The following is a 23227-nucleotide window of genomic DNA, read 5'->3' as shown; positions in this document are numbered from 1 at the left end:
TAACTCCACAATTATAAGAGGTATCAAATGCCGAATAATACCCTATCACATCTGAATACTTCTATCAATTCATTGTTAAAAAAAGTAGTAAATCGCATTAATTACATCCAAAGCTTGAAGGTTGTTTCACTCAAACCAAAGAAACCTTCTAGAGGGAATGTACTTTTTTCTTACCGGATTGAGCCATTCTTGTTAAAATCTGGTCAGTCCATACCCCATGACCATACATCCTATTGGGAAGTTTGGCAGATGGTGCAAACATTTTTGGAGCTTGGTTATAACGTTGATGCCATCCAGTTCTATAATGATGAATTCGTTCCAGAAAAAGATTACGCATTTTTCGTTGATGTCCGTCATCGGATGCAAGAACTAGCACCAAAACTCAATAAAGATTGTGTGAAAATTTTCCACGTTGACATTGCTAATATGGTGTTTCGTAATGCGGCTGAATGCCATAGACATTTAGAATTACAACAACGGCGGGGTATTACTCTTTGTCCACAGCGATATGAAGTGCCTAATTTGGGAATTGAATATGCAGATTATGGCATAGTTTTAGGCAATGAATTTACCATCAATACCTTCAAATACGCGAATAAACCAATTTATCGTGTGCCGCTTTCTAATCCTACTGTCTATCCTTGGCCAGAACAAAAGGATTTTGAAGCCGTAAGAAAGAATTTTTTATGGTTTGCTAGCCACGGGTTTGTTCATAAGGGGCTTGATTTAGTTTTAGAAGCCTTTGCACAAATGCCAGATTTCCATTTAACAGTTTGTGGGCCGATTAGTAAAGAACCAGAATTTGAACAAGCTTTTCATCAAGAGCTTTACGAAACACCAAACATCCATACTTATGGGTGGATTGATGTTATCAGTCCTGAGTTTATAGAAGTTACCAATAATTGTATTGGTACTGTGTTTGTTTCAGCCGCAGAAGGTGGAGCGGGCAGCGTTATCACTTGTATGCATACAGGGTTAATCCCGATAGTCAATTACGAATCTAGTGTTGATGTGCATGAGGATTTCGGTGTGCTATTAAAGAATTCTTCAATCGCAGAAATTAAATTGGCAGTGAGAAGAATTTCTAATTTGCCTGTAGAAGACCTCAACAGTATGTCTCGGAAGGCGTGGGAACATGTAAGAGCAAATCATACTAAAGAAAACTTTGCCCAAGTATACCGAAATACTATAGAGCAAATTATCGAGAACCACAGCCAGAAAAAACAGACATCTAGCAAACAACTGGTTAGTAGCGATGCCTCCGGCGGGCTACGCCTACGCTAACACCAATTAACTATGAAAATGTACTTAATATTTAGTTGTAACAAATTATTAAGTGCAAGTTTATAGAGAATTTGTATCACAACCAACAGTTCCAAAAAGGAGTTTAGTTCATGATTATTATCGATCGCGCCTTACAAGCTCGTGCAGCAGCAGGAAATCCTATCAAAGTGGGAATGATTGGTGCTGGTTTCATGGGTCGAGGAATTGCCAACCAAATTGTCAATTCAGTGCCAGGAATGGAGTTAGTTGCTATCTCCAATCGCAAGATTGACGCAGCCAAACAAGCTTATTCGGAAGCAGGAATTGAAGATATTCAAGTTGTTGCAACTGTCAGCGAATTAGAAGATGCGATCGCTAACGGTAAATATGCAGTCACAGAAGACGCAAAATTACTGTGTCGGGCTGAGGGCATCGATGCATTAATCGAAGTCACAGGTGCAGTGGAATTTGGCGCTCACATCGTTATGGAAGCGATCGCCCATTGCAAACATGTGATTATGATGAATGCCGAACTCGACGGCACCATTGGCCCCATCCTGAAAGTGTATGCCGACAAAGCTGGCGTCATTCTCAGCGCTTGCGATGGCGATCAGCCAGGGGTGCAAATGAACCTTTACCGCTTTGTCAAAAGCATTGGTTTAACTCCCTTATTGTGCGGTAACATTAAAGGACTCCAAGACCCCTATCGCAATCCCACCACCCAGGAAGGATTTGCTAAACGTTGGGGTCAAAAGCCCCACATGGTGGCTAGCTTTGCCGACGGAACCAAAATTTCCTTCGAGCAAGCGATCGTAGCCAATGCCACAGGGATGAAAGTCGCCAAACGGGGAATGTTGGGATATGACTTCAACGGTTCTGTCGATGAAATGACCCAGTTATATGATGTAGAACAACTCAAAGAACTGGGCGGTATTGTCGATTATGTAGTTGGAGCAAAACCAGGCCCTGGCGTATATGTATTTGCCACTCACGACGACCCCAAGCAACGCCACTATCTCAACTTATACAAATTAGGCGAAGGCCCACTTTACAGCTTCTATACTCCTTATCACCTCTGTCATTTTGAAGTTCCCCTGTCCGTAGCGCGTGCTGTCCTATTTGGTGATGCCGTTATGTCTCCACTAGCAGGCCCGCTAGTAGATGTTGTCACCACTGCCAAAATCGACCTGAAAGCAGGAGAAACCTTAGATGGCATCGGCTATTACATGACCTACGGACAATGTGAAAATTCCGATATTGTCCAACAGCAAAATCTCCTACCAATTGGTTTAGCCGAAGGATGTCGCCTGAAACAGGATATTACTAAGGATCAAGTCCTCACTTATGAGGATGTAGAATTACCTGAAGGCAGACTTTGCGACCAACTACGAACTGAGCAAAACAACTATTTCGCCTCAGAAAAAATCTTGGTAGCAGTTGGGTAATATGATATCCAGTTAATCAAGCTGAATAAAAAATGTTCGTAGTAAGGACTTTAGTCCTAGCTTTGGGGACTGAAGTCCCCACTACAAACTGTTTATTATGGGTGATTTGGCAGACATCATAATAATAGCTACAAATAAATTTGCTGTAGGGGCGTACAGCTGTACGCCCCTACGTATTTGTCGCCAGAATTTCGTGAAGAGGATAAGAAGTTATACTGCTGAACACTAAAGTTGTTGATAATAATTTGCTGGGGAGCGTTGAAACAAACCTGATCGAAACTTTAGGTTAAATTCATGAAAATTGCTCTAGTCCACGATTATTTAACCCAGCGAGGTGGGGCAGAGCGTGTGTTTGAACTGCTTTGTAAGCGCTATCCTGAAGCAGATATTTTCACATCTCTGTACGATCCACAAAAAACTATTGATCTAGGCGATCGCATAGTCAATACAACCTTTTTGCAAAAGATTCCTGGTGCAGCAAGATATTTTAGGTCAATGGCTCCTCTATATTTTCCTGCCTTTCGTGCCTTGGATCTACAAGACTACGATTTAATTATTAGTAGTAGCACCAGCTTCGCCAAAGCAGTGCGAAAAAATCCCAATGCCCGCCACATTTGCTTTTGCCATAATGTCACCCGTTTCTTATGGGATACAGCAACTTATTTAAGAGAGTACGGAGACTATAGATATTTTGCTCCTTTAATCGAACAAGTATTTCAAGTAATGAGAAAGGTAGACCTGAAATATGCACAGGAACCTGATCTTTACATTGCTAATTCTAGTGTTGTTGCCCGCCGTATTGAAAATATTTATGGCAAAAAGGCAATGATGGTAAACTATCCAATTGATACTAGTAAATTTCTTTTTTCAGATATAAAAGATGAATATTATCTGGCCTCCGCCCGGATGATCAGTTATAAGCGACTTGATATAATAGTCGAAGCTTTTAATTGGTTGGGGTGGCGGTTATTAATATCTGGTGATGGACCAGAACAAGCACGGTTAAAATCCAAAGCATTACAAAATATTGAATTCTTGGGACACGTAAGTGATAGAACCCGCAAAGACTTGTTTTCCAAAGCCAAGTCTATTATTGTCGCAGCTCTAGAAGACTACGGATTAGTTCCAGTAGAGGCTAATGCTAGCGGCACACCAGTCATTGCTTATGGAGCAGGTGGAGTATTAGATACTCAAATTCCAGGTGAAACAGGAGTCTTTTTCAAAAGACAAACACCCGAATCTCTACAAATTGCATTACTAGAAGCTAATGGCATTTCTTGGGATTACGATCGCATCCGTAATCATGCAGTAGCAAACTTTTCAGAGAATGCATTCTTTAGTAAAGTTGAGCAAATTATTAACCAAGCTTGTGGTGTGCATCAAATATTCATTTGATTTCTGAATCTCTTTCCACTATAAGATTACCTATTGATTTTTCTCTCTCCTCCTTTGCGGGTTATTAAAAAAAATAGGTATTCTTCGGAGAATCTCTTAGCGTAAGTCTTGAAGACAAGGATAATAAAAGTGGTTCAAACTAGTCTAAATCCTCAAATAAGTCCAGCTTCTGAAAATGAACCAAGTTACGGACAAATGTTTGCCGTATTTATGCGGAGATTTCCTTGGTTCTTAGCAGTATTTATTGCTTCTATTGCTATTGCAAGTATGGTAACTTTAAAAACCAAACCTACTTATAAAAGCTCAATGCAATTGCTAGTAGAACCTAACTATCAAGGTAAGAAAGAAGGTGCAGGTTTAGACAACCAGTTTACTGACTCAAATGTGTTCATAGATACTGCTACACAGCTTAACTTGATGCAGAGTTCGGGACTCATCCAAAAAGCAGTTGATAAACTTCAGTCTGACTATCCAGATATAAGTGCAGCTGAGATTAAAGCTTCTTTGGTCTTAACTCAATTAAGAAGCAAAGAAGATAATATTGCTACTAAAATCTTTCAAGTTGAATACACCGCTGGAGATCCAGAAAAAACACAAAAAGTTCTGGGTGCTATTCGACAAGTTTATGTGGAATATAACAAACAGCAACAGAGTTCTCGTTTGCAAAAAGGTCTACAAATCATCAGGGAACAGTTAAGTAAAGCCAGTGAAGAAGTAAACGCGGCTGAAACAAATTTACAAAGGTTTCGGAGAAATCAGAACTTAATTGATCCAGAGTCACAAGCGAAAGCTATTGAGACAGCTTTGAACAATATTGGCCAAGAAAGACAGACAACTCGCGCCCAATATGGGGAAGCTTTAGCACGCCAAAAATCTTTAGAAGAACAACTTAATCGTTCTCCCCAAAATGCTCTAGTTGCTTCTCGTCTGAGTCAGTCTACTCGCTACCAAAGCTTACTTAACGAAATCCAAAAAAGCGAACTAGCACTAGCACAGGAACGTTTACGTTTTACAGATCAAACTCCGAGTGTGCAAAAGCTCAAAGAACAGCTTCAGGGACAGAAGGAATTATTACAACAAGAAGTAGGAAGAACTTTAGGCGGAAAGTCTGCTGGTGCTTTCACTTCTGGAGACTCTCTTCTCGAACGAGGACAACTCGGTGAAATTGATCTCAGCCTTGCCGGTCAGCTAGTGGAAACGCAGACGAATATAGTTGCTTTAACTGCTCGCGATCAAACTTTAGTGCAGAAAGAAAACGAGCTACGTTTTGAAATCAAACGCTTTCCGCCTTTGTTGGCTTATTACAATCGGATGCTACCGCAATTGCAATTTAGCCGTGAAAGATTAGAGCAGCTTTTAAGAGCAGAACAGCAATTGCGGCAAGAACTTTCCAAGGGTGGATTTAATTGGGAAGTTGTGGAAGAACCTCAAAAAGGTGGACAATTAGGCCCCAATCTCCAACAGAACTTGCTTTTAGGTGCTGTGGTTGGGTTTATGTTAGGAGGCATTGCTGCCTTTATTCGAGAATCGGCTGATGATGCAGTTCACACCACTGCTGAGTTAGAGAAGCAAATGGCCATGCCGTTGTTGGGAACAACTCCCAAATTACCGCCAGCCAAACCAAGAGAATCAATGATCAAGCTGCCTTTTGGTAAGCCAGAAGTTCTCGCTCCTTGGACAATTCAGGTATTGCAATCTCCACCACGTTGGGAATCGCTGGATCTGATTTACAAAAACATTGAACTTTTAAATACTGTTGCTAACTTGAAATCCTTGATGATCACCTCAGCTTTACCCGATGAGGGTAAGTCAGCTTTGGCGTTGGGTCTGGCAATGAGTGCTGCCCGTTTACACAAAAGGGTACTGCTGATTGATGCCAACTTACGTGATCCCAGTTTGCACGAACAGCTGAATCTTCCTAATGAACAGGGGCTTTCAACTCTATTGGCTAGTGATGTAACTCTACCCAATCAGATTAGTCTTCAATACTCAGGTTCCGCCTACATCGATATTTTAACCGCTGGCCCAAAACCTACTGACCCAGCTAATCTGTTGAGTTCCCCTCGGATGATGCAATTAATGGCAGCATTTGAGGAAAACTATGATTTGGTACTCATAGATGCTCCCCCAGTTCTCGGCTTGGTGGATGCCATGCTCACCGCATCATCTTGTCGTAGCGTGGTTATGGTGGCAAGCATTGGTATTGTGACACGAAGCCAGCTTAATCAAGCGACAGCTATGCTGAGTAAGTTAAATCTGATTGGGGTTGTAGCTAATGGGGTATCAAACTCTAGCAGTAATTACGTACCTTATATCAAACAACAGCAATTAGCTCTGCGACAAGCTGTAGAAAAGTAATTCGTAATTCGTAATGACGCTCGCGGACTCGCTACCGCTACGCTAACGTAATTCGTAATTTTCTCGTTTCTAGCCTCTGGCTGGAAATGCATTCAAAGCGGCTCTGCCGCGAGTAAGGAAGGCGGCAGCCCCTAGGATGGCATTCCCAGTCTGAGACTGGGAACGAGGTAAAGACTGATTTAGGTAGGGGCAATTCATGAATTGCCCCTACATTTTTATGAACAAAATTTAATTTTATTGCTATCAGGAAAATTTCAGTATATTTATGCTATCTTTATGGGTTATCAGAGAAATCACTGGCTCTTTAAAGAGTAAATAAAGAATTTATTTAAGCGATCGCTATTTCTACATAGTCTTATATTCTAGAGATTAAAGCACCTTCATAAAGGCTAGAAAACAACAGTGGACTGGTTTTGTTAAATATATCGACACAATAAACACCTCAGTGCAATTAAACGTAGATATAGATTCATGGGTAATTTCCCTCTACACTTTTTTACTTTCAGTAATTACCGGAAAAATACTGATTGCCCATGAATATTGATAGTAACGTTGATTTGTACACCTCTACACCAGCAGAATTCTGCATGATGTGTGCTTGGCTGAGTGGCAAATAGCAATAACATATTTTTGCCCTCAATTATCTCCAACTTTTTGGAGTGACAACAAGATTCGGATTTGGGTCTTTGGCATTGATAGCCTTTGATAACGCCTCAGCAATTCACTCCTGTATAAACCCAAAGAGATATGACAACTTCAATAATTCCAACTCTACAGAATTTATATGATGTAACCCAGGAAAACCAGGATAATCGCTGCACACTTCAGTGGCGACGGGGTAAGCTGTTGGTGAAGCCGCCTGGACAAGTGAAACAACCATATCTGCCTTCATTAAATAGTAAGCGATCGCTAGTAGAATGCTTACAACATTCTCCTGTAAGTTTGGTAAGCATAGATCCAAAATTGGGTGAAGCTTTGCTTAGGTTTTGGGCAGATGCATGTGAAGAAGCGGATAAGCCAATGTTCCTAAGCATACCCGCTAGCAAGAAACTGCCTAACCAACCCTTACAGCGACTAATTGATTGGATTGCGGCTTTTGTGTTACTGCTATTAGCAAGCCCAGTCATGTTGGTATTGATTGTATTAATGCAGGTTTACTCACCAGGATCACTTTTTTGTCGTGAGTGGCGTGTTGGAGAACGGGGTAAACTCTTTCGGACAATGAGGTTTTGCACGCACAACATTACACCGCTAGGGCGTTGGATGGGTAAATACAATCTTGATAATTTGCCACAGTTATTTAACGTGCTGCGGGGTGAAATGAGTTTGACCGGATCTCGTTGTTGGACTTTAGAAGATGCAGTACAGCTAAATAAACTACCAGAAATTACAGCTTCGTGGGAAGTAGAAGCAGAGTCTCATCTGTTACATCTAGATAGCCAAACACTGTAATTTATCTGTGCGGTAATTGATGATTTCATCTACCGCACCGAGACTTGGTTATGTAGCATCTATAGCGGTCTATCTACCTTGCCAAACTATTATTATAAAATCCATGCATTTCCAACTTCCTCAAAAACTCCGTAGTCTGCTTAAAGCTACCAGCTTCTGGCAGGACAACTATTTGATATTGCGAGAATTTAAACACTTTCGCAAAATTGCAATTTTAGCTCTAACATTCTCGATTCTGGCGGCAACTTTTGAAGGTGTAAGTATTGGTTTTTTACTTTCTTTCTTGCAAAGCTTAACTAGCCCCAACGCTCAACCTGTCCAAACAGGAATAGAATGGTTTGATAATTTAGTATTGGGAGCTAATACATCGGCAATTAATCGTCTATACCGAGTATCTTCGCTAATTTTATTGAGTACTTGGTTACGTGTTGCCTTCAATTATTTTGGACAAGTCTATACTGAATTATCTCAACTGCATTTTGGCGATCGCTTACGTAAGCAAATTTTTGAACAGTTACAATCCTTATCGTTAAGTTACTTTGCCAAAACTCGTTCTGGTGAACTAATTAACACAATAACCACAGAAATTGAAAGGATAAGACAGGGTTTCAGTGGCGCAGCCTTTTTAGTAACTAGGGGAATCACAACTGTTGTCTACTTAATATCAATGTTTTTGATATCATGGCAACTGACTGTGATTTCAGCATTACTATTTACACTTTTAGGTGTAGGTTTATCTAATCTGAATGCCAGAGTCAGAGAGTCAAGTTTTGGCATGACAACTGCTAATGCTAATTTTACATCAACAGCCATAGAATTTATTAATGGCATTCGCACAGTTCATTCCTGTGGTACCCAAGAATTTGAGCGTCAACGTTATTACAAAGCTAGCGATAAGGTAGTAAGTACTACAACTAAAGTTGTATTTACTTGGACACTTGTCAAGCCAATTGCTGAAGGGGTAGCTACTACAGTGTTGGTCGGAATGATTATTTTGGCATTCACTAGTCTGGTTACTAATGGAACGCTACAAGTTGCTTCTTTGCTAACATTTTTCTTTGTGCTATTTCGCTTCATCCCGTTTGTTCAAGATATTAATGGCACGAGAGCATTTCTCAGTACTCTACATGGCTCGGCAGACAACATTAAAAACTTGCTAAAAACTGATGATAAAAATTATTTTCAGAATGGCAAACTTGAATTTAAAGCTTTGGAGAGAGCAATAAATTTAGTATCTGTAGATTTTGGCTACGATGACAAAAATATAGTGTTACATAATATTACCCTAACCATTGAAAAGGGGAAAATGACTGCATTAGTTGGAGCCTCTGGTGCTGGTAAAACAACTCTTGCTGATTTAATCCCTCGATTTTACAATGCTACAGAGGGAAATATCTATATCGATGAAATCGATATCCGGCTGTTTGAAATTAACTCTCTACGTCGTCAAATAGCTGTCGTCAGCCAAGATACTTTTATCTTCAATACTGATGTTTGGCAAAATATTGCTTATGGGACTCCACAAGCCACTAATGAGCAAATTCAAGAAGCTGCTAAACTAGCGAATGCGCTGGAATTTATTTTAGAAATGCCCGAAGGTTTTAATACCCAATTGGGAGATCGTGGTGTTAGGTTATCTGGAGGACAAAGACAGCGAATTGCGATCGCACGGGCGCTACTACGGAACCCAGAAATTCTGATTTTGGATGAAGCAACTAGCGCCTTAGATTCTGTATCCGAACGCTTAATTCAAGATTCATTAGAAAAGCTATCTGTTGGGAGAACAGTAATTGCGATCGCTCACCGTCTTTCTACTATTGCTAAAGCCGATAAAGTCGTAGTTCTGGAAGCAGGGCGAATAGTAGAACAGGGCAAATATCAAGAATTGCTCGGACGACAAGGCAAGCTTTGGGAATATCACCAGATGCAATACTATAATTCGTAGTTCGTAATTCGTAGTTCGTAATTCGTAATTCGTAATTTATATTTCGTAAATTACGAATTCATTTCCCTACTAAATTATTTATAGTTTTAATCAGGAAAAATAAATGGTAAATCTAGGCTACCACACTGCTAAAACTCAGGGTAAATTTAATCGCTCCCTATATAAAGCAGCCCTTTCTCATATTGTCAGCATCCCCATTAAACAAACTCGACAAGTGCCAGTCAGTGTCTATGCCTTCTCATGTGAACGCGATCTGCCAGAACAAGTAGCAAGTATTCGCTCATTCATTCGTTATGTCGGCATTCCAGATACATTCACTGTAATTTCTGATGGCAGTTACACTGATTCTAGTTGTAATTTGCTCCACCGCGTCCATCCTTGCGTTAAGGTAATACTTTTACAAAACTTCCTGAGAACCGATTTACCTCAATGTGTTACTGATTATGCCCAACTGCATCCACTGGGTAAAAAGTTGTCGGCATTAATGTCAATTCCTATTAATGGAACTACGATTTATACAGATTCAGATATTTTATTTTTCCCCGCCGGGATTGACTTAATTCATTTGAGTAATTCGGACGATAAATACTCTCTTTATCTACCTGATTGTTCTATATCACTAGATGAGCGACTTATTTATGATGATTCTGAAAAGTCAAATCCAGTAAATGGTGGATTTATTTTATTTAAGCATGAATTTGACTGGAGTTTTGCTATAGAACGTTTAGCAAATCTTCAAGAAGCTCCTAATTATTTTACTGAGCAAACAATTGTACATTTGTCAATGCACTACAATAATGGTAAACCTATATGCTCAAAAAAATATGTTCTTAGTGTAGAAGATCAGTTCATCTATCCAGATAAATCTGCAAGTAAAGAAATTGCTCTCAGGCATTATGTAAGTGATGTTAGACACAAGTTTTGGTTTAATTCCGGCATATAAAATGATAAAATCCCGATTGGGAATATCTGAGAAATTCAATTAACAATAACGTGAAAATAAGTAGTGATCAATGCCTAACTCAATCAATGATACCAAGCCAAATAATGAACAATTGCACAGAGGTATTTTTGAAAAAAACCTGATTTATCAATGCTCCAATTTTGATGTAGGCGAGGGCGGAGGTGTTGAAACTTATTTAGCTTCTCTATTTGAACATCGACCACATGATGTTAGCGATCGCGTGATAAAATCGCTTAAAAATGTTGACCAAAGCCAATTCAAATTGCTGCACCTCCACAGTCCAGATTTACTCTTGCAACTTACAGGCGAGTGCCCCACAGTTTTCACCGTTCATAATCACTCATTGTACTGTCCTAGTGGCACAAAGTATTTAGCAGGGCAGCGAACAATCTGCGATCGCAACGTCTCTTACTTAGGTTGTACCTGGGGTAAATTAGTAGATAAATGTGGTAGTCGTAGACCGTTAAGAACTCTTAAAGAACTTCAAATTACTCATCAGTTATTAGATGCCTTAAAAAAGGTAAAAATTACCTTTGTCGCCAATAGCGAATACGTGCGTCAAGAGTTGATTAAAAGCGGTGTACCCCCTGAGCGAACTGTAACATTGCGCTGTGGTATCACTATACCAAAAATAACAACCACACACCTGAGTTTAGATATCCACCAAAATCATAGAATTTTGTTTGCTGGACGCATTGTTTCTGATAAAGGTTTAGAATGGTTACTCAAAACCTTAATACATACAGACCCTAAAATTCAACTTGATATTGCAGGTGAAGGCTGGGAACGACCACGGTTAGAAAAGTTAGCAAATACACTAGGATTGAGTAACCGAATCACTTGGCATGGTTGGTGCGATCGCAACAGATTAAATAACCTTTATCAACAGTGTTTTGCAGTCATATTTCCTAGTGTCTGGCCTGAACCTGCGGGTCTTGTAACCCTGGAAGCATATGCTCGTTATCGACCTGTAATTGGTAGTGCTGTCGGAGGAATTCCAGAGCATTTACGAGATGGAGAAACGGGTATTCTTGTTCCAGGTAATGATATCAAAAAGCTGGCTGATGCTATCCATGATTTATATGGAGATTATCAAAAAACCCGACACATGGGCGAACAAGGTCATGCTTTATTGATGAAGGAATTTACTATGGATGCTCATATAAATAATCTGGGAACAATTTATGCGAAAACAATAGCAGAATTTCCTTCTAGAGCGAAAAAAATATATAGCATTCCTCAAGCTAAATAAGCTTAGTTTGGTCAAAACATCAAATGTGCATCTTTTACCTATGAAATATAAAGGAAAAAAATATGTCATTGTCTCAAGAATGCCAACAGCCTTTAGTTAGTGTTATTATCCCCACCTATAATCGACCAGAGTATCTCAAGCAAGCGATCGCTAGTGCTGTTAAACAAACTTATCAAAATATCGAAATTATTGTTTCTGATAATTGTAGTCCAGAAAATCCTCAAGAACTTGTCGCATCTTTTGGTGATTCACGCATCAGATTTTGGCGGCATCAGCAAAATGTGGGTATGATTGCTAATCAGCAGCATGGCTTCAAAATGGCGCGAGGTAAATACGTTGCTAGTCTCCATGATGATGATATCTGGAATGAAGATTTTTTAGCAAAGCTAGTACCACCTCTAGAAGCAAATTCTCAGTTAATTCTCGCTTTTTGCGATCAATATATCATAGATGCAAATGGCATAATTAATAATGCTGGGACTGAAGAAAATACTCGCGGTTATAAACGAGACAAACTAACACAAGGAATTCATCAACCTTTCTCTAAAATTGGGTTAATTGATAAAAGCATACCCACTGCTGCATCTTGTGTGATTCGCAATAATCTTATCGATTGGGATAGTATTCCCTCTGAAGTTGGCGGGATGTGGGATTTATATTTAACTTATCTCTGTTGTATATCTGGTTACGGTGCTTACTACTATCGAGAAAGGCTAACGCGATATCGTGCCCATGAGCAAACTGACACTATGCTCAGTGGTAGTCGAGATGTGCAGGCAAAAATCCGCAAAGCTAAAAGTGAAATGTTTTGTTATCAAGTCTTTATGGAAGACGCTCGTTTACAGCAATTTAAGACTTATTTTCAACAGAAATGGTTAGAAGCTAATACCACTTTGGGAATTGGTTTGCTACGAAGTGAACAGATAGCAGTAGCACGTCCTTATTTTTGGCAGGCGCTGAATAAACAAAAATTTAATGTGCGAACTATAGCTGCACTAAGTCTTAGTTTTACTCCACAACTTTTAGCAAGTAAGTTAATGAAAATATCGAAATAATGATCCTCTCTAACTCTCCTTAAAAAAGAGAGAATTAGAGCAAGGCTTAAAAAGGGGGTTGGGGGGATTTTTGGGGGCAAAACCTTACAACCGTATTGAGTCTTGCTTGAGTTGGGAAAATTACTTTTTTAACGAACTGCATACTCCTAGGTCAAGCGTAAGCGTCCCGCAGGGAACGTAGGAAGGACGCAAAGAGAGTCAGAACAAGATTCTACTCTGCGTCTCTGCGTGAGACAAGAAAATATTTATGCAATAGGTCTATTTTTAAGGAAGGTAGAGTGTGAAACTTTGTATTGTTACTCATAAAATCAAAAAAGGTGATGGTCAGGGGCGGGTAAACTACGAAGTTGCTCAAGAAGCAATTCGTCGTGGTCATCAACTGACATTATTAGCTAGTGAAGTCGCACCAGAACTAGAAGAAAATAGCCAAGTTAATTGGATTAAAATCCCAGTCAAAGGCTATCCCACAGAATTTGTTCGTAATTTCATATTTGCCCAAAAAAGTGCAGATTGGTTGCAGAAACATCGCTCTGAGATTGATTTAGTAAAAGTCAATGGAGCAATTAATCTGGCTGCGGCTGATGTGAATGCTGTACATTTTGTCCACAGTTCATGGTTGCGATCGCCTGTTCATATTTCCCGTAACCGCCGGGATTTATATGGTTTCTATCAATGGCTGTTTACGGCTTTTAATGCCCGTTGGGAAAAACAGGCTTTCCAAAAAGCCCAGGTTGTCGTAGCTGTATCAGAAAAAGTAGCGCAGGAATTAGTTAATATTGGTGTGCCGCGTTCTAATATTCGCGTAATTATCAATGGCGTTGACTTAGAAGAATTTGCCCCTGGCCCAAGCAATCGCCAAAAGTTAGGTTTACCGGAGAATGTCACCCTAGCACTGTTCGCCGGAGATATCCGCACACCTAGAAAGAATTTAGATACAGTGCTGCACGCCTTGGCGAAAGTTCCTGATTTACATTTGGTGGTGGTGGGACATACCCAAGGTAGCCCCTTCCCAGAATTAGCAGCATCATTAGGGTTAAGCGATCGCGTTCATTTTGTGGGATTTCGCCGTGATATCCCCGAAATTATGCAAGCAGTAGATTTATTTGTTTTTCCTTCCCGATACGAAGCTTGCAGCCTCGTATTGTTAGAAGCACTTTCTTCAGGACTGCCAGTAATTACTGCCACAGCCACTGGGGGCGGTGAGTTGGTGACACCAGAATGTGGCATCGTCTTACCCGACTCAGATGATATTGATGCTTTAGCTGTGGCCCTGATGTCATTGGTGAGCGATCGCACCCTCACACAGCAAATGGGCAAAGCCGCTCGCTTTGTGGCAGAACAACATAGCTGGACTACTATGGCACAAACTTATGTGGATCTATTCGAGGAGTTAAGCAAGAATGCGGAACACGGTTCTCATACCAACTTATCGCCGTCCACAAGACCTATCACGCTGCCTTTTGGCGCTACAGGAGCAAACTAAACCCGTTGATCAGGTGATAGTTGTTGTCCGCGATACGGATGCAGAAACTTGGCAATTCTTGGCGCAATTAAACGTCCATAACTTGCCACTGCATACCGTGAAAGTGACACAACCGGGCGTAGTAGCAGCCCTCAACGCCGGATTGGCAGCAGTGGAAGGCGATATTGTTTCCATTACTGATGATGATGCTGCACCCCACCCAGACTGGTTAGAGCGTATCGCCGCTTACTTTACCTGTGATAGTCGCCTCGGTGGCCTTGGCGGGCGTGATTGGATATACCACGGCAGCAAATTAGAAGACGAATCCCGCCCAGTAGTGGGACAGTTGCAATGGTTTGGGCGAGTGATTGGCAACCATCACCTGGGAGTGGGAGAACCCCGTGAAGTGGATATTCTCAAGGGCGTAAACATGAGTTTTCGTACCCAAGCAATCGGGCAATTGCGCTTTGACGAGCGAATGCGTGGTACTGGAGCGCAAGTACATTTTGAAATGGCATTCACTCTGACATTAAAACGGGCTGGTTGGAAGATAATTTATGATCCTAACGTTGCTGTAGATCACTATCCAGCACAACGTTTTGATGAAGATCAGCGAAATAACTTTAATGAAATTGCCTTTATTAATTTAGTCCATAATGAAACCTTAGTTTTATTAGAGCATTTGCCATTTATCCGCCGGATTGTATTTTTGTTCTGGGCAGTATTCGTGGGTACATGCGATAGTTTAGGTTTCGTCCAATGGTTGAGATTTATACCTAGCCAAGGGCAGTTGGCAGGGAAAAAATTGCTGGCATCCTGGCGGGGGCGGTGGCAAGGATATAAAGAATTCGTAATTCGTAATTCGTAATTCGTAATTAAAAATGAATTCAATTTCTTCTTAGCTCTATTTGTCTGTCAAGTTGAAATTGATGGGGAAACAAGTTCGTGGTAAGGACTTTAGTCCTTATTTTCTAAGCACTAAAGTGCTTACTACAAACCTTTGGTAAATCCAAAATTTAAAATTGAATGAATTCTAGACAGATACTTTTCAATAGTTTTTTAGAAGAAAACTATTCTCCTGAGGAGCGATCGCCACAGGGTTGGATGGCGATCGCAGGCTTTGTATTACTGACTGTAGTTTGCTATTTTGCTGGTGCTACTGCCGCATTGCGCCTAATTTATCCGGTAATAGCTTTAGTAGTAGCCATATTTTTATACTTGCGTCATCCCATTCTCTACATCAGCTTTACCTGGTGGATTTGGTTTCTCACGCCCTTAGCTACCCGCTTGGTTGACTATCGGGTGGGCTGGGATCCTACCCGTCAGATGCTCATAGCACCATATTTGGTGGTGTTTGTAACCATCGCAACTTTCTTACGACACTTTCCCCGCGCCTCACGTCAAGGGGGCTTGCCGTTTGTTTTGGCCTTTATCGGAGTCTTCTATGGCTTTCTAATCGGTCTAATTTATAACCCACCGATCCCTGTAGCCCGTGGACTGCTGGATTGGCTCAGTCCGATTATCTTCGCTTTTCACTTATTTATAAACTGGCGGGATTATCCCAGCTATCGCCAGAACATTCAGCGAACATTTCTCTGGTGTGTGTTAATTTTAGGAACTTATGGCGTATATCAATTCGTCGTGGCTCCTGAGTGGGATAGATATTGGCTCATAGAATCAAAACTATTCACCAGTTCTGGAAACCCTGTGCCTTTCGGGATGCGCGTCTGGAGTACATTGCACTCAGTCGGCCCCTTTGGCTCCGTCATGCAGGCTGGCTTGTTATTGTTATTTACTAGCTCAGGAAACTTAATTTTTCCTGCTTCAACTGTTGGTTACTTGTCCTTTTTGCTCACACAAGCACGGACTAATTGGGGAGGCTGGTTATTGGGAGTAATTATGATCATGGGTTCAGTCAAAACCCGGATTCAAATGCGCTTAATCACCATAATTTTAGTGATGGCAATTTGTGTTGTGCCATTGACAACTATCGAGCCAATTGCTGGGGTTATAGCAACGCGTTTGGAAACCTTGTCCAGTCTTGAAGACGACGGCAGCTTTAAAGATAGATCGGGGAGTTACGACAAAAACCTTGGTTTAGCCCTTTCTAATGCTTTAGGTAACGGGTTAGGAAATATTTGGAAAGTCAACGAAAAAACTGGTCAAATTGAAGTAGTGGTGATTGATAGTGGCATTTTAGATATGTTTTTCACCCTTGGTTGGTTTGGAGCCATCTTTTATATGGGTGGATTAATTTTTTTAATTATTAGTGTCAGCAGTTATAGTGAAGGTCGTTTCGATAGTTTTATCAGTGCTGCCCGTGCTATTGGTATAAGTTCTGCTGCACAGTTAATTATCGGTAGTGGCATGTTAAGTGTGGCAGGGATGATTCTTTGGGGATTTTTAGCTATGGCTATGGCAGGACATAAGTACTACCAACATCAAAAGAATTACTAATTATGAATCAATAGGAAAATATTTGACTGGATGCAACTTATTTTTTGTACTTAGTTAAAAAACAAAATCTTACGACTTAAATAGGACTGATATAGATTATGAAAGCAATTATTGTAATGCCACTAGCCGAGCAACGAGGTGGCGGTGAAATGATGCTTTGGGATTTGGTGCAACAGGGACGTAATGCTGGTGTCGAGTGGCTGGTGATATTTTTAGAAGACGGCCCGATGGTCGAACAAGTAAAGTCTCTTGGTATTGATGCGCGAGTTGTGGAAAGTGGACGTTTACGCCAAATCCACCGTTTTATTGCCGCCGTTTTTCGGATAGCTGCGATCGCTCGCCGCGAACGTGCAGATATAATTGTCAATTGGATGTGGATCACGCATATATCTGGAGGTTTGGCGGCAATGCTGGCGGGGTTACCTGCTGTGTGGTATCAGCTAGAAGTGCCTAGTGATAAGACTTGGTTGGTGCGAATCGCTACTTTAATCCCAGCCCGTGCGATTATCACTCTCTCCCAAGATGGCAAGCAAGCACAGGCAGAGATTTGGCCTCACAGACCAACACCTTTGGTTTATCCTGGTGTCGCACTAGACCGATTTGAGCCTAATGCTTTACCAACTCCTGAAGAAGCACGGCGAAAACTGGGCTTACCTTTACACGGGCCGTTGATTGGAATTGTTGGGCGATTGCAACGATGGAAGGGAATGCACGTATTGGTGCAAGCAATGCCCAAAATTTTACAGAAGTATCCTGATGCTCATTGTGTGGTGGTTGGCGGTAAGCACGATTTAGAACCGGATTATGAGGAATTCTTAAAAGCGGAAATTGCAGCCTTGGGTTTGAAAGACCAAGTAATTATGGCTGGGCTACAGCGTAACATTCCAGAGTGGGTGCAGGCGATGGATGTATTTGTCCATGCATCAGATAAAGAGCCGTTTGGAATTGTGATTATTGAGGCGATGGCGCTAGGTAAACCTGTGATTGCTGGTGATGCAGGCGGCCCAACGGAGATTATTACCGATGGGATGAATGGACTATTAACACCTTACGGTGATGCAGAGAAATTAGCGATCGCAATTCTCCGTTATCTTGATGAGCAAGAATTTGCCCAGAGTGCCGGAGTAGCTGCCAGACAACGCGCCCTCGATTTTTCAACGCAGAATTATGCCCAAAACTTTATTAGTGTACTTCGTTCTGCTAAAGCTTGATCCTCCCTAACCCTCCTTAAAAAGGAGGGAATTAGAAGAAAGCCTTCTTAAGGGAATCTGCTGCATTTATCCTGGCTCTTTCAATACTTGAACTGCTAGCAACGCTAATGCTGCTGCACCAGCGATCGCACCCCACTGAAGAACCGGATTTTTTTCTAGCCAGTCGGAAACACTAGGTATAACCAAGTTACCGTAGTCTCCATTAACTCTGTCGTCTTCAGCAACTGGTTGGTAAAAATTGTTTGATGCATCTTCAGACTTCGGCTCGGAACTATGCTGTAACTTGAAGCCGATGAGCAGTAGCAGTGAATCTACTAAGGGTGGTGAGATGCGCTGTACCAAATCTAATATTTTAGCTACATCCCCAACCAAGTAGTCACGAGTTGGATGTTCGGCTACGTAGAGGATAGCATCAGCTACAAGTTTAGGCTCGTAGTAAGGTGGTATCCCGGCAGGCTTTACACCTAATTTCGTCCGGCCATTGTTCCAGAAGGGAGTATTGATAACTGCTGGCTTCACACTTGTAACACTGATAGGCCATTTTTCATGTTGCAACTCAACGCGCATCGCTTCGATAAAGCCCTCGACCCCGTGCTTGGCTGCCGAGTAAGCACTTTGGTAGGGGAGCGATCGCGTACCTTCCATTGAAGAGACATGGATCAATGCCCCCCGTCCCTCACGCTTCAGATGGGGTAGGGCCGCCATTGCACCATACACCTGTCCCATGAGATCAACATCAATGACATGCTTAAACTCTTCTGGTGTTGTATTGTCGAAAGTGGCAAAGATGCCGATAGCGGGGACATGTACCCATGTATCGAGTCGCCCGTAGACTTCCACAGTTTTATCTGCGATCGCCTTAACTTGGTCAAATACTTCCACATCAGCTATGCAATAAGTTGCCTCGCCGCCAAAGCCGCGAATCTCCTCCACTAAAGACTTTAGCTTCGACTCACCACGAGCCGAGACTACCACTTTTGCTCCGCGTCTAGCAAACTCAAGAGCTGTGATCCGTCCGATACCACTGGAGGCTCCAACGACGGAAACGACTTGCTGATTGATTGGCTTTAATTTCATTAGTGTTACTCCTTAAAAGGTATTGGGTACTGGAGATTGGGGATTGGGTATTAGGGAAGAGTTTATAGGTAACAGGTGATAGGGAATAATCTGTCCCCTCTAACCTGTACTCTGTTCCCTTCTTCTGTTCCCAGCCCCTAGTCAAAGGTGATAAGCAAGAAACTGGTTCAATGCGTCGGTAAATAATTCGGGACGCTCGACTTGGGGTAAGTGGCCACAATTGGGTATTAAAGCTAGGTGTCCTTGCTTTAGACGGCTGACTGCATCTTGAGCTTGGTAATTTGGTAAAACTAAGTCATTAATACCCCATACAACCAGGGTCGGCATTTCTAGCTTTGGTAAGTAGTCGAGTATTATCTGCTTTTGTCCTAATACAGATATTTGAGAACGCAGTATAGATAAATTCGCTTCTAGGAAGCCTGGAACAAGCCCCAGCCGCTCTTGTTCTGCTAGCCATGCGTTGGGAACTTGCAAGGGATTAGCAAAAAGCAACGCCGCCCGTGACCAAGCCCTTTGCTTTGCGCCCAAAGGTGTTTTGCTCCAAGCGATCGCTAACTCTCCATACAATGGCAAAGTCAAATTTGACAGAATCGTAAATTTTCATTTTGAGTTTGTCTAAAAGCTTGTTCACTGCCAAGATGGGAACTTCAGTCCATATTTCTCATCACTTTGGGAAATTCAAAATTGAAAATAATGAAATAAATGTAGGTAAGTTTTGAAATAAAATCTTATCTTAATATTTTTTAAAATCGCTTTTCATTGAATAATTTATTTTGTAAAAACTAGTGTATTTAAAGAAGGAATTTATTCATATTTAACATTAATTTACAATAGCTTCTTTACCAATAAATCAATCTTTAGTAGTAAATAATAGTATAGTCGTCTACCTAAATAAAGGATATTATATTAAACAATTATGTATTCTAGAGTACATATTAAAGCTGTTGTCTACTTATCCCCATATCTAAAACCATTTTATCTGCGGTTCCTACCTGTGAAAAATGTTTTATTTTAACAAAACACTAATGCACTCCACCCCACCGTTTTAAGTGGATGTTTGAAAAGTATTTTTATTAGCATCAAAGCCTCTCTCCGTTTCGGGGAGAGGTTTGGAAGCGGGGTTTTTAGTATACTTTACGACTTTTCAACCCCCTAAGTATGCTAGGAATCATAAACGCCCCAATATTCAATACCGCGATCGCGTAATATCGGTTCAACGCGATGAATTTCTTCTTCTGAGCCTTCTAGGATGAGCAAATAATAACTCTGCTGGAGGCGATCGCTATAAACTCTGGCTCTGTCTTCAGGTATGCCCAAATCACCTAGTGCCTTTAACAAATTCTGATTTGCTGCGGCTCCCACAGCAACACCTGCCACACTGCTAACTAATGCTACACCCACAGAACCTGCTGCGAGTACGGCTCCTAAACCGGGAAGTGCCAGACTACTCAAACCAAGTAACATGCTACCCCAAGTAGTTGCTGTTAGCGTCTCTCCTACTGCTCCAGTTGTATTGACATCTTGATCGCCGATGCGATCACCGAAGGTGGGGCGTAGCCCATCGCTCATGTGTGCTTCGCCTACGCGATCACCTTGCTCTACATCTTTAGCAATGACAGAAACTTTCTCTATAGGAAAGTTTGCAGTTTTCAATTCATTAATTGCCTGCTCTATCCCTTGAGAATTAGCAAATACTCCTAATGCACGTATTGTGTCTTTAGTAATCATATTTTCCTCCTTCGTAATTGTATTAGTGCCTCCATCTATAACCCCAGTATTAGACTCTAATTCACGAGTAGGTTAAATATTTAGATGCTACTAAGTTGTTTATTTGTCTATTGGGGAATCTGAAAGCGCGCTGCGTTATCAATCAACTTATTTTGCGATCGCAGGTGCAGTTGCTGGTATAACTGGAGACTCATTCTGCTGCCTCAGGTACGCTATTCTCTTATAAACTACTAAGCCAAAGCGACTAACATAGCCTGAAACAGTTTTGACCATTTTTTAAGATGCTATCATTCCTTTTAAAGCTAGTATTTTATGACTGAAGTTGTGGAGTTGTAATTGAATCCAATTACCGCCTTTAGCTATACATTGATAGCATATATCTCCATAACCCTCGCCTTGGTCATTACATATAATTAATCTGGCTTCGTGCGTCTGAAAGTTTTGCTGGCAAATTAAACATACTTGCCTACTTTTGCCAGTATTGCATTCTATCTGATATTTCATGTTTCTTATCCTTATTGGATCAATTTAAATTAAGCAATAATTAAGATATATATTCTTATATCTAAAATTTTTGAAAGTATACATCTATAAAATGAAGTGTATATTAATTTTAGATTATTAAGTTTAAATGTGATGTACAATACAATTTACTCTCTGAGAATAAAAAATACTTCTAATTCTTACTGTTTACTTATTTTTTAAAGTAAAAAAATGATCATAATCTCAAGAAAAAATTTTATATCATATAGCGGTTCCCATTCAGATGCGATACAACATTACATCACGAGGTGTAGGGGCACGGCAATGCCGTGCCCCTGCGGGTGTAACTTAAACGCTTTATAAAGTAACAGGCAGAAGTATTATTGATTTTAATTTCAAATAATTCTATTTTCTCACTTTTTTTGATTTTTTAAACTCTTAAGTAGAATATTTTTTAATGTTTTAAAGTTAATTTCAGCCGTCAAATACTTTAATTTCAAAATATCCAAAAATAGTCTTTTCCATTACTTCTATCATTTTCTGGGGTTTAATAAACTTTATTCCAGTCGTGAAGTCCAGGCGGTAGATGCTTTAGGGTATCTTCTAATGACACTCATTGTTATGACAGTAATTACGGTAAAAATTACAACTTCTAACTTTCTTAGAGGATGTTTTAAAAGTCTTATTGTCGGTATCAAAATGTTTTCTATCCTCCTTAAAAAGGAGGACTTTGAGAGGTTTTGCCCTCCTTTTTAATGGGGTTGGGGGAGCTGAGTACGTAAATCCTGTATGCTTGAGTGCTGGTTCATTTGAGTAATTTACCAATAGCTGTGGCATAGCACAGCCTCAGCTATTGAAAAATTGAACCATCAGGCATAATTGCCCCTGCTAAGTTAGTACCAACTAGTTTAACCAGAAGGCGCTCACCAGAGCGAATCCGCGCTCCCGTTAAGTCGGCTCCTCGCAAGTCGGCCCCACTGAGATCCGCTCCAATCAAATTAGCAGCGCGTAAATTTGCCTCCCTGAGATCGGCTAAAAGTAGGTTTGCTCGAAATAAATTTGCTTCAGACAAATTCGCACCTCTGAGGTTGACTTTGTGCATAAAAGTATCGCTGAGATTAGCACCGCTCAAATTGGCATAACTCAGATTTCTGCCAGATAAGTCTTTATTGCTCAAATTTGCCCGACTGTAGTCTTTGCCACTCAAGTCTGAGTTTTGCTTTGGTGGTTTCTGGGTTGTTTGAGATGGTTTTTCCTGTTGAGGTGGCGGTGAGTGATATGTGGTTTGATGTTTGGTTTTTAGAGAGCGCAATTTTTCACGAGCTTCATTTATGGCTTTCAGCTTGTCTTGTGCTTTCTGCTGTAAACGGAGATTGTCTTTGGGAATGCGATCGGGATGCCAAACAAAGACTAAATCTTTGTAAGCCTGGTTCACTTCGTCAAGTGTTGCCCCAGGCTCTAATTCCAAAACTCTATAGTACTGCTCCAGATCGCTCATACGATATTTTGGTGGACAATCAACTTAATTATGAGTGATGGAGCCATCTATTCGCTGCATTATTATGTCATTGATCATGAGGCATTGGGCATTGGGAAGAGGCAGAGGAGCAGGGAGCAGGGAGCAGAGGGGAAAGAGGTAGTTTTTTATTCTCCCCCTTGCCCCCTGCCCCCTGCTTCTTC

19 protein-coding genes are annotated in these 23227 nt (G+C 41.0%); 13 read left to right on the top strand and 6 right to left on the bottom strand.

The window, feature by feature from the left end; all coding sequences use genetic code 11:
• The first annotated feature begins 27 nt into the window (after positions 1 to 27).
• The 4 genes from F8R90_RS16210 (at position 28) to F8R90_RS16195 (ending at position 6461) form a co-directional block, all read left to right on the top strand.
• Positions 28 to 1284, top strand: coding sequence for a glycosyltransferase (locus F8R90_RS16210; RefSeq protein ID WP_196511603.1), 1257 nt, complete (start codon positions 28 to 30; stop codon positions 1282 to 1284).
• Positions 1285 to 1394: 110 nt separating this feature from the next.
• Positions 1395 to 2708 carry an NAD(P)H-dependent oxidoreductase gene (locus tag F8R90_RS16205; RefSeq protein WP_196511602.1) on the top strand — a complete coding sequence of 438 codons (1314 nt, stop codon included), beginning with the start codon at positions 1395 to 1397 and terminating at the stop codon, positions 2706 to 2708.
• A gap of 294 nt (positions 2709 to 3002) precedes the next feature.
• Positions 3003 to 4103: a glycosyltransferase gene (locus F8R90_RS16200; protein ID WP_196511601.1), complete on the top strand. Its 1101-nt coding sequence runs from the start codon at positions 3003 to 3005 to the stop codon at positions 4101 to 4103.
• A 129-nt stretch (positions 4104 to 4232) separates the two neighbouring features.
• Positions 4233 to 6461: a GumC family protein gene (locus tag F8R90_RS16195; protein ID WP_196511600.1), complete on the top strand. Its 2229-nt coding sequence runs from the start codon at positions 4233 to 4235 to the stop codon at positions 6459 to 6461.
• Between the two features lie 69 nt (positions 6462 to 6530).
• Here the strand turns inward: F8R90_RS16195 and F8R90_RS33465 are convergent, their stop codons facing one another.
• A complete protein-coding gene (locus tag F8R90_RS33465) occupies positions 6531 to 6659 on the bottom strand; it encodes a hypothetical protein (RefSeq protein WP_269141767.1) in 129 nt (42 codons plus the stop codon).
• 549 nt (positions 6660 to 7208) lie between these two features.
• On the opposite strand from F8R90_RS33465, the gene hepC reads away from it, so the two are divergent.
• From hepC to F8R90_RS16150, 9 genes are all read left to right on the top strand, one after another.
• Positions 7209 to 7913 (top strand): heterocyst development glycosyltransferase HepC, encoded by a 705-nt coding sequence (gene hepC, locus F8R90_RS16190; protein WP_196511599.1) that lies wholly within the window; start codon positions 7209 to 7211, stop codon positions 7911 to 7913.
• Positions 7914 to 8016: 103 nt separating this feature from the next.
• A complete protein-coding gene (hepA, locus tag F8R90_RS16185) occupies positions 8017 to 9858 on the top strand; it encodes a heterocyst formation ABC transporter subunit HepA (RefSeq protein WP_196511598.1) in 1842 nt (613 codons plus the stop codon).
• 103 nt (positions 9859 to 9961) lie between these two features.
• Positions 9962 to 10801: a hypothetical protein gene (locus tag F8R90_RS16180; protein WP_196511597.1), complete on the top strand. Its 840-nt coding sequence runs from the start codon at positions 9962 to 9964 to the stop codon at positions 10799 to 10801.
• Positions 10802 to 10871: 70 nt separating this feature from the next.
• Entirely contained in the window at positions 10872 to 12074 is a 1203-nt protein-coding gene (locus tag F8R90_RS16175) for a glycosyltransferase family 4 protein (protein ID WP_196511596.1), read from the top strand.
• A gap of 62 nt (positions 12075 to 12136) precedes the next feature.
• A complete protein-coding gene (locus tag F8R90_RS16170) occupies positions 12137 to 13129 on the top strand; it encodes a glycosyltransferase family 2 protein (RefSeq protein ID WP_196511595.1) in 993 nt (330 codons plus the stop codon).
• A 280-nt stretch (positions 13130 to 13409) separates the two neighbouring features.
• On the top strand, positions 13410 to 14612 hold the full coding sequence (locus tag F8R90_RS16165; RefSeq protein ID WP_196511594.1) for a glycosyltransferase family 4 protein: 1203 nt from the start codon (positions 13410 to 13412) through the stop codon (positions 14610 to 14612).
• Entirely contained in the window at positions 14530 to 15459 is a 930-nt protein-coding gene (locus F8R90_RS16160) for a glycosyltransferase family 2 protein (RefSeq protein ID WP_196511593.1), read from the top strand. Before F8R90_RS16165 ends, F8R90_RS16160 begins: the two co-directional genes overlap by 83 nt.
• A 158-nt stretch (positions 15460 to 15617) precedes the next feature.
• A complete protein-coding gene (locus tag F8R90_RS16155) occupies positions 15618 to 17048 on the top strand; it encodes an O-antigen ligase domain-containing protein (RefSeq protein ID WP_196511592.1) in 1431 nt (476 codons plus the stop codon).
• 98 nt (positions 17049 to 17146) lie between these two features.
• A complete protein-coding gene (locus F8R90_RS16150; protein ID WP_196511591.1) occupies positions 17147 to 18259 on the top strand; it encodes a glycosyltransferase family 4 protein in 1113 nt (370 codons plus the stop codon).
• Between the two features lie 66 nt (positions 18260 to 18325).
• On the opposite strand, the gene F8R90_RS16145 is transcribed toward F8R90_RS16150, so the two are convergent.
• The 5 genes from F8R90_RS16145 to F8R90_RS16130 form a co-directional block, all read right to left on the bottom strand.
• Positions 18326 to 19336 carry an SDR family oxidoreductase gene (locus F8R90_RS16145; protein ID WP_196511590.1) on the bottom strand — a complete coding sequence of 337 codons (1011 nt, stop codon included), beginning with the start codon at positions 19334 to 19336 and terminating at the stop codon, positions 18326 to 18328.
• A gap of 141 nt (positions 19337 to 19477) precedes the next feature.
• Positions 19478 to 19915: an alpha/beta hydrolase gene (locus F8R90_RS16140; RefSeq protein ID WP_196511589.1), complete on the bottom strand. Its 438-nt coding sequence runs from the start codon at positions 19913 to 19915 to the stop codon at positions 19478 to 19480.
• Between the two features lie 582 nt (positions 19916 to 20497).
• A complete protein-coding gene (locus F8R90_RS16135) occupies positions 20498 to 21064 on the bottom strand; it encodes a hypothetical protein (protein ID WP_196511588.1) in 567 nt (188 codons plus the stop codon).
• 147 nt (positions 21065 to 21211) lie between these two features.
• Positions 21212 to 21337 carry a hypothetical protein gene (locus F8R90_RS33460; RefSeq protein WP_269141766.1) on the bottom strand — a complete coding sequence of 42 codons (126 nt, stop codon included), beginning with the start codon at positions 21335 to 21337 and terminating at the stop codon, positions 21212 to 21214.
• Between the two features lie 1060 nt (positions 21338 to 22397).
• Positions 22398 to 23045, bottom strand: a complete 648-nt coding sequence (locus tag F8R90_RS16130; RefSeq protein ID WP_196511587.1) for a pentapeptide repeat-containing protein — start codon at positions 23043 to 23045, stop codon at positions 22398 to 22400.
• Between the last annotated feature and the right edge of the window lie 182 nt (positions 23046 to 23227).

It is taken from the genome of Nostoc sp. NZL (assembly GCF_015714705.1).
Lineage (GTDB): Bacteria > Cyanobacteriota > Cyanobacteriia > Cyanobacteriales > Nostocaceae > Nostoc > Nostoc foliaceum_A.
Note: the sequence above shows the minus strand (reverse complement) of the source record. Positions and strands in the feature narration are given on the sequence as shown.

What these genes read in the sequence shown, in the direction of transcription:
- hepA (WP_196511598.1), top strand. Translation starts at nt 8,017, where the DNA reads ATGCATTTCCAACTTCCTCAAAAACTCCGTAGTCTGCTTAAAGCTACC.
- F8R90_RS16130 (WP_196511587.1), bottom strand. Translation starts at nt 23,045, where the DNA reads ATGAGCGATCTGGAGCAGTACTATAGAGTTTTGGAATTAGAGCCTGGG.
- F8R90_RS33460 (WP_269141766.1), bottom strand. Translation starts at nt 21,337, where the DNA reads ATGGTCAAAACTGTTTCAGGCTATGTTAGTCGCTTTGGCTTAGTAGTT.
- F8R90_RS16200 (WP_196511601.1), top strand. Translation starts at nt 3,003, where the DNA reads ATGAAAATTGCTCTAGTCCACGATTATTTAACCCAGCGAGGTGGGGCA.
- F8R90_RS16150 (WP_196511591.1), top strand. Translation starts at nt 17,147, where the DNA reads ATGAAAGCAATTATTGTAATGCCACTAGCCGAGCAACGAGGTGGCGGT.
- F8R90_RS16180 (WP_196511597.1), top strand. Translation starts at nt 9,962, where the DNA reads ATGGTAAATCTAGGCTACCACACTGCTAAAACTCAGGGTAAATTTAAT.
- F8R90_RS16155 (WP_196511592.1), top strand. Translation starts at nt 15,618, where the DNA reads ATGAATTCTAGACAGATACTTTTCAATAGTTTTTTAGAAGAAAACTAT.
- F8R90_RS16175 (WP_196511596.1), top strand. Translation starts at nt 10,872, where the DNA reads ATGCCTAACTCAATCAATGATACCAAGCCAAATAATGAACAATTGCAC.
- F8R90_RS16205 (WP_196511602.1), top strand. Translation starts at nt 1,395, where the DNA reads ATGATTATTATCGATCGCGCCTTACAAGCTCGTGCAGCAGCAGGAAAT.
- F8R90_RS16160 (WP_196511593.1), top strand. Translation starts at nt 14,530, where the DNA reads ATGCGGAACACGGTTCTCATACCAACTTATCGCCGTCCACAAGACCTA.
- F8R90_RS16170 (WP_196511595.1), top strand. Translation starts at nt 12,137, where the DNA reads ATGTCATTGTCTCAAGAATGCCAACAGCCTTTAGTTAGTGTTATTATC.
- hepC (WP_196511599.1), top strand. Translation starts at nt 7,209, where the DNA reads ATGACAACTTCAATAATTCCAACTCTACAGAATTTATATGATGTAACC.
- F8R90_RS33465 (WP_269141767.1), bottom strand. Translation starts at nt 6,659, where the DNA reads ATGAATTGCCCCTACCTAAATCAGTCTTTACCTCGTTCCCAGTCTCAG.
- F8R90_RS16135 (WP_196511588.1), bottom strand. Translation starts at nt 21,064, where the DNA reads ATGATTACTAAAGACACAATACGTGCATTAGGAGTATTTGCTAATTCT.
- F8R90_RS16145 (WP_196511590.1), bottom strand. Translation starts at nt 19,336, where the DNA reads ATGAAATTAAAGCCAATCAATCAGCAAGTCGTTTCCGTCGTTGGAGCC.
- F8R90_RS16210 (WP_196511603.1), top strand. Translation starts at nt 28, where the DNA reads ATGCCGAATAATACCCTATCACATCTGAATACTTCTATCAATTCATTG.